The sequence below is a fragment of the Lacticaseibacillus sp. 22 genome (genome assembly GCF_055413445.1).
In genome coordinates this window covers 20,957-27,064 of the sequence record NZ_JBVAYD010000034.1, presented here as the reverse complement: position 1 = coordinate 27,064, position 6,108 = coordinate 20,957, and the positions used below count along the sequence as shown (strand labels likewise).

Here is a 6,108-nt window from a genome sequence, read left to right as displayed (position 1 = left end):
GGCATGAGCTAGAACATAAGTGGCCTTAACCGTGATGGTCGGTCTTTGACCATTGCGCCCAAGGTCCTTACACGCAGATCCCTGCGCCGGCGAACGCGTTATGGAAAGTGAATGTGAATTCGACCGATCTCTAGGCTGTTCAATACATCATGAGCTTGGAAGGTTTCTTGAGATGATTGACGGCACGTTTTTTGAACGCGTATGATACTGTTATTATTAGGTGACGTTAGGAAGTGGCGCAACGTGTCAAGCCAGGAACGAATTGTAACGATTATGCTGCGACTCATGCGAGGAGAGGTATTAAACAAACAAACCTTAATGCACGAGTTTAATAAAGATGAGTCTTCCATTCGGCGTGATATTAGTGTCATTAAACGGATGTTCGATGACGTGATGGACGAGCCGGATGTATTTGTCGAAAGTACCACGGGTGATTATCGCTTCAAGTCAACTGTACTATCAACTGGCCACAGTCCCTTAGATGACGGGCAGTTATTAGCAATGACGCTGATTTTGACCGCAAGTCGGGGCTTGGCAACTTCCGAGATGAAAATGCTACTTCACCAGTTGCTGCCTGAAGGGCCGGAGCATCGAAGCCTAAGCGATGTGGTACGAAATCCGATCTTCGAGTATAAAGGGGTACCAAAAGTAGCACTCACAGCACGGTTGGCACGTTTGAGTCAGGCGATTTTGAAACATGAGACCATTAGCTTCGATCATACTTATCATGGCGTAACCCGTCATTTTGATCGGCGCCTACCAACTGGATTATATTTTGGTGACTTATTTTTTTATCTCATTATTGATGGTAGTGACGAGCAGCCTGATGATCCGGACAATGGTCAGTTTGTGCGCTTTCGGCTTGATGATATGAGCCATATTACTTACCATGGACGTCAACCGCAACATGCCTATGAAGCACGTTTTCGCGGCGGCCGGTTACAAAAACACACATGGTATCCATACTTAGGCAAGCCAATTAATCTGGAAATCCTGTATGGCTATGACCCGCGTTTTGTCCTTGACCGCTTTCCGGATGCCATCGTTCATGATGAAAAAGTCGATGAGCAGCCAACGTCCAAGAATCCTTACGCGCAAAAGTTCTACCACATCACCATTCCGGTTAATGATGGCTTTGGCATTCGTATGTGGTTGCTAGGACAGGCAGGGTTAGTCAAAGTGCTTGCGCCAAAGTATATTCGTGATTATGTCATTCGCGGCTTAGAAGAAGGTTTGGCACATTATCGGCATGAAGAAAGGAACCGTTTGCGCTAGGAAGTTCACATAACGCCTTAAGAGCATACTTTTAAACACACTGTCTATTGAAACAGATGGTGTTTTTTTAATCGGCGGTTTGGAAAGAAGGCAAGCTAACCAGCAACATTTTTGATTTATGTGTGTAACTGTCACAGGTAATTCGTGGCAATTTAGGCTTGAAAATGCGGGCATGAAAAGGTACCGTTAAGTTGTAAATAATAATCATTCTAAAAATGGAGGGAATATTATGAGCTTTATTGGACAGCATTTACCGGACTTTTCATTGACCGCCTATCAAAATGGGGATTTTCACACGGTGACAAATAAGGATTTGCAAGGTAAGTGGGCAGTAATCTGTTTCTACCCAGCTGACTTTTCATTTGTTTGTCCCACAGAACTAGGCGATTTGCAGGATCACTACGATCGTTTTAAAGCTGCAGGAGCCGAAATCTATTCCGCTTCTGAGGATACCGAATTTGTGCATATGGCATGGGCAGAGACGAGTCCGACGATCAAGAAAATTCAGTATCCGATGCTTGCCGATCCGGCTGGTAAACTGGCAACGGCGCTGGATGTTCGGGATGAAGCGAGTGGGCAAGCGTTCCGCGGCACCTTTATTATTGACCCTGATGGCGTGATTCAAGCTTATGTCGTAAACAACTTCGGCATCGGTCGTAACGCTGACGAAATTTTGCGGACGCTTCAGGCAGCACAATTTGTTGCCGCTCACGGTGATCAGGTTTGCCCAGCGAACTGGCAGCCTGGCGAGAAAACCTTGAAGCCGGGTGCTGACTTGGTTGGCAAACTTTAATTAAAGGGAATTATCTAATTGTGAATGCTCCGGTCAGGATATATTCACGCAAAAAGGAATCGCAACGGTCAGCTGCGATTCCTTTTTGCGTGAAGTCATATAACCCGAGCTAAAGAACAAGAATACATCAGAGCCTGGATCAGTAGCTAAGGCAAAACAAGATCGCCACAGTCAAAAGTGCTGATCGATATCAATATCCTGTTCTCCGCGCGAGTGTTTGAAATCGCCACTAACAAAGGAGAAGACCGTCAAAACGCCTGCTAAAACGAGAATTGCCAATGTCAAAAGCAAGGTTTCGGTACCACGATCGTGTAAGACCAACAGCTGCCGTAAAATGGCCGTCATCGAAATGAGAATGAGATAACGAATCGGAATATGGTGCCCCTCTTCAATGTAGCGAATCAGCATAATGACAAATTCAAACAGCATAAAGAAACTCGTGACTTCCTGAATGACCTTGCCGAATAGGTCAGCCGATAACGGTCGAAGGATTAAACTCCCAATGTCGATAATGTAGCGTAACATGAAGATGACGACAACAATAGCGAGCAGACCGAGCAAAAGATCCAAGGCTACGTTGATAAACTTTTTATAGTGATCGAATTTCATGGCATGCTCCTTAATCAAATCGAATACTGGATTTAATTTGAATGTAGCACATACAGCTGATCAGTAAAACAAGTTTGCTTTTCTCAGCATCAAGCGCACAAACTTTTTTGTGCAAATCGAAAGAAAACCTTGTAATGGCGGGGGAGTTTTTGTATACTATCAAGAGTGCTGTTTCTCAAAGGGGATAACTATGCACTTGGTTCCAGAGATGAACCAGAGTAGCGTGGATGTGAGAGGTTGCGACACGCCCGGCCGCTTTGCCACGGTGGCGAGTTGGTAATTTTCACGGAGCTAGTCTACTAACTGATAATAGACGAAGGAGGTCACACAATGGCAAAACAAAAGATTCGGATCCGGCTTAAGGCTTATGAACACCGGATTCTCGATCAATCCGCAGACAAGATCGTTGACACTGCAAAGCGTACAGGCGCAACAATTTCAGGTCCGATCCCTCTGCCAACGGAACGTACAATTTACACGGTTTTACGTTCCCCACATAAGTACAAGGATTCACGTGAACAATTCGAAATGCGGACGCACAAACGTCTGATTGATATTGTTAACCCAACACCGAAGACAGTTGATGCTTTAATGAAGCTCGATTTGCCAAGCGGCGTCGATATCGAAATTAAATTATAATTCTTAGAAAATAGGAGGTGTACCCATGGCACGTAAAGGAATCTTAGGCAAAAAAGTTGGCATGACGCAGGTCTTCACCGATAACGGCGAACTTGTTCCCGTTACTGTAATTGACGTAACACCCAACGTTGTAATGCAAGTCAAGACCGTTGAATCTGATGGTTACGAAGCAGTTCAGTTGGGCTACGGCGATATGCGTGAAGTCTTGACGAATAAGCCAAGCGTCGGTCACGCCAAAAAGGCTGACACGACCCCTAAGCGCTTCGTTCGCGAAATCCGCGATGTAGCGCTTAGTGATTATGAAGTCGGCAGCGAAGTTAAAGCTGACGAATTCGCAGCAGGCGACATTGTGGACGTCACCGGTACTTCCAAAGGTCATGGTTATCAAGGTAATATCAAGAAAGATGGTCAGTCCCGCGGCCCTATGGCACACGGTTCTCGCTACCATCGTCGTCCAGGTTCACTTGGAGCTATCATCAACAAAGTCTTCAAGGGTAAGAAGCTTCCTGGCCGGATGGGTAACCATACCCGCACCATGCAAAACCTGCAAGTCGTTGCCGCCGATACAGAACACAATGTCCTGTTGATCAAAGGCAATGTCCCAGGTGCTAACAAGTCCTTTGTTACAATCCGTTCTGCTGTTAAAGCAGCTAAATAATACGAAGGGAGGACAATAACTAATGGCTAACGTTACTTTATATAAGCAAGACGGCTCAGAAAACGGCACGGTTGAACTCAACGATGCAATCTGGGCAGTCGAACCAAATGAAAACGTCGTGTTTGACGCAGTTGTGATGCAACGCGCTTCCCTTCGTCAGGGTACTCACGCCGTTAAAAACCGTTCCGCTGTTTCAGGCGGCGGTCGTAAGCCTTGGCGTCAAAAGGGTACCGGTCGTGCCCGCCAAGGTTCAATCCGCAGTCCACAATGGCGCGGCGGTGGGATCGTCTTTGGCCCGACACCACGCAGCTATGCTTACAAGCTGCCTAAGAAGGTTCGGCGCTTGGCGATTAAATCCGTACTTTCACAAAAAGTTCTCGATGGCGATCTGGTCGTTGTTGATGGCTTGAGCTTTGATGCTCCAAAGACCAAGGCATTTTTAAATGTCTTGGACGGAATCAAAGTCAACGATAAGGCACTGGTTGTGCTTGAAGATGGCAATGATGTTGCTGCCAAAGCTGCACGTAACCTGCCGAATGTGAAAGTTGTTCCTGCAGAGGGTATCAACGTCTTGGACGCTGTTAACTACAAGAAATTGATCTTAACCCAATCTGCGCTCCAAAAGATTGAGGAGGTGCTTGCATAATGGAAGCACGCGATATCATTTTACGTCCGATCGTCACCGAGCAATCGATGGCTGAAATGGACAACCGTAAATACACATTCGAAGTTGCAATTCATGCAACAAAGCCCCAAGTTCGCAAAGCAGTTGAAGAAATCTTCGGCGTGAAGGTTGTTAATGTCAACATTGCAAACGTTCGCGGCAAGAAGAAGCGCCAAGGTCGTTACGAAGGCATGACGCGTCGTCGTCGTAAGGCCTTGGTTGCCTTGAGCGCCGATTCAAAAGAAATCAAGATCTTCGCTGATGAAGATAACGATAACAAGTAACAAAAATTTGTTATAGGAGGTTAAACACGTGGCGATTATTAAGTACAAACCAACAAGCAATGGCCGGCGCAACATGTCCGGCTCAGACTTTGCTGAAATCACCAAGACAAAGCCTGAAAAGACTTTGCTGGTCAGCCAAAGCCATACAGCAGGGCGCAATGCTCACGGACACATCACTGTGCGTCATCGTGGCGGTGGTCACAAACAGTTTTATCGTGTGATCGATTTTAAACGCAATAAAGACAATATGGCCGCAACGGTTAAAGCAATCGAATACGATCCAAATCGGACCGCTAACATTGCATTATTGCATTATGAAGATGGGGTTAAGTCCTACATCTTGGCACCAAAGGGACTTAAGGTTGGCGATAAGGTTTACTCCGGTGACGATGTTGACATCAAAGTCGGCAACACATTGAAGTTAAAGAACATCCCAGCTGGTACCACCATCCATAACATTGAACTCAAACCTGGCAAAGGCGCACAACTAGCACGTTCTGCCGGCGTTTCCGCTCAGTTACTGGGTAAGGATAATGATAAGTACGTTACCATCAAACTTGCTTCCGGCGAAGTTCGCTTGGTATTAGCCGAGAACCGTGCGACTATCGGTGCGGTTGGTAACGAACAACACGAATTGATTAGCATTGGTAAAGCTGGCCGTAAGCGCTGGTTGGGCTTCCGTCCGACTGTTCGTGGGTCAGTTATGAACCCTAACGATCACCCGCATGGTGGTGGTGAAGGTAAAGCACCAATCGGTCGTCCGTCACCATTATCACCTTGGGGCAAGAAGACCTTGGGTAAGAAGACCCGGGATCACAAGGCTAAATCCGAGAAATTCATCGTTCGTCACCGCAAGACGAAGTAAACACATTGAAGTGTTACATCGATTAAAGGAGGTCACACAATGGGTCGCAGTCTTAAAAAAGGACCTTTTGCCGACGCTCATCTCCTGAAGAAGATTGAAGCGCAGGCAGATAACGACAAGAAGACCGTTATTCGTACATGGTCGCGTCGTTCTACTATTTTTCCAAGTTTCATTGGCTACACCATCGCCGTTTACGATGGTCGCAAGCATGTCCCGGTTTTCGTGAGTGAAGACATGGTTGGTCACAAGTTAGGCGAATTTGTTCCTACGCGTACCTTCCGCGGTCACAACACCGATGACAAGAAGACAACAGCACGCTAG

Annotated in this window: 9 protein-coding genes; 8 read left to right on the top strand and 1 reads right to left on the bottom strand. The window is 46.4% G+C overall.

Going from position 1 to position 6,108, the window contains the following annotated elements; genetic code table 11:
- Positions 1 to 243: 243 nt before the first annotated feature.
- Both ACWP87_RS12530 and ahpC read left to right on the top strand, forming a co-directional pair.
- Positions 244 to 1,275, top strand: a complete 1,032-nt coding sequence (locus ACWP87_RS12530; RefSeq protein WP_014570126.1) for a helix-turn-helix transcriptional regulator — start codon at positions 244 to 246, stop codon at positions 1,273 to 1,275.
- 229 nt (positions 1,276 to 1,504) lie between these two features.
- Positions 1,505 to 2,068: an alkyl hydroperoxide reductase subunit C gene (gene ahpC / locus ACWP87_RS12525; protein ID WP_005686694.1), complete on the top strand. Its 564-nt coding sequence runs from the start codon at positions 1,505 to 1,507 to the stop codon at positions 2,066 to 2,068.
- 171 nt (positions 2,069 to 2,239) lie between these two features.
- On the opposite strand, the gene psiE is transcribed toward ahpC, so the two are convergent.
- The gene (gene psiE, locus ACWP87_RS12520; RefSeq protein ID WP_005686696.1) at positions 2,240 to 2,677 is read right to left on the bottom strand and encodes a phosphate-starvation-inducible protein PsiE; all 438 of its coding nucleotides are present in this window, start codon (positions 2,675 to 2,677) and stop codon (positions 2,240 to 2,242) included.
- Positions 2,678 to 3,007: 330 nt separating this feature from the next.
- On the opposite strand from psiE, the gene rpsJ reads away from it, so the two are divergent.
- Genes rpsJ through rpsS form a run of 6 tightly spaced genes read left to right on the top strand, consistent with a single transcriptional unit; the run spans position 3,008 to position 6,108 of the window.
- Positions 3,008 to 3,316 carry a 30S ribosomal protein S10 gene (rpsJ, locus tag ACWP87_RS12515; RefSeq protein WP_005686699.1) on the top strand — a complete coding sequence of 103 codons (309 nt, stop codon included), beginning with the start codon at positions 3,008 to 3,010 and terminating at the stop codon, positions 3,314 to 3,316.
- A 25-nt stretch (positions 3,317 to 3,341) separates the two neighbouring features.
- Entirely contained in the window at positions 3,342 to 3,974 is a 633-nt protein-coding gene (gene rplC, locus ACWP87_RS12510; RefSeq protein ID WP_005692102.1) for a 50S ribosomal protein L3, read from the top strand.
- Positions 3,975 to 3,996: 22 nt separating this feature from the next.
- Positions 3,997 to 4,620, top strand: a complete 624-nt coding sequence (gene rplD / locus ACWP87_RS12505) for a 50S ribosomal protein L4 (RefSeq protein WP_014570125.1) — start codon at positions 3,997 to 3,999, stop codon at positions 4,618 to 4,620.
- Complete coding sequence (gene rplW / locus ACWP87_RS12500; RefSeq protein ID WP_005686706.1) at positions 4,620 to 4,922, top strand: 50S ribosomal protein L23; 303 nt, start codon at positions 4,620 to 4,622, stop codon at positions 4,920 to 4,922. The genes rplD and rplW overlap by 1 nt, the downstream gene beginning before the upstream one ends.
- A gap of 28 nt (positions 4,923 to 4,950) precedes the next feature.
- Positions 4,951 to 5,787: a 50S ribosomal protein L2 gene (gene rplB / locus ACWP87_RS12495; protein WP_005686708.1), complete on the top strand. Its 837-nt coding sequence runs from the start codon at positions 4,951 to 4,953 to the stop codon at positions 5,785 to 5,787.
- A 39-nt stretch (positions 5,788 to 5,826) separates the two neighbouring features.
- The gene (gene rpsS / locus ACWP87_RS12490; RefSeq protein WP_003567557.1) at positions 5,827 to 6,108 is read left to right on the top strand and encodes a 30S ribosomal protein S19; all 282 of its coding nucleotides are present in this window, start codon (positions 5,827 to 5,829) and stop codon (positions 6,106 to 6,108) included.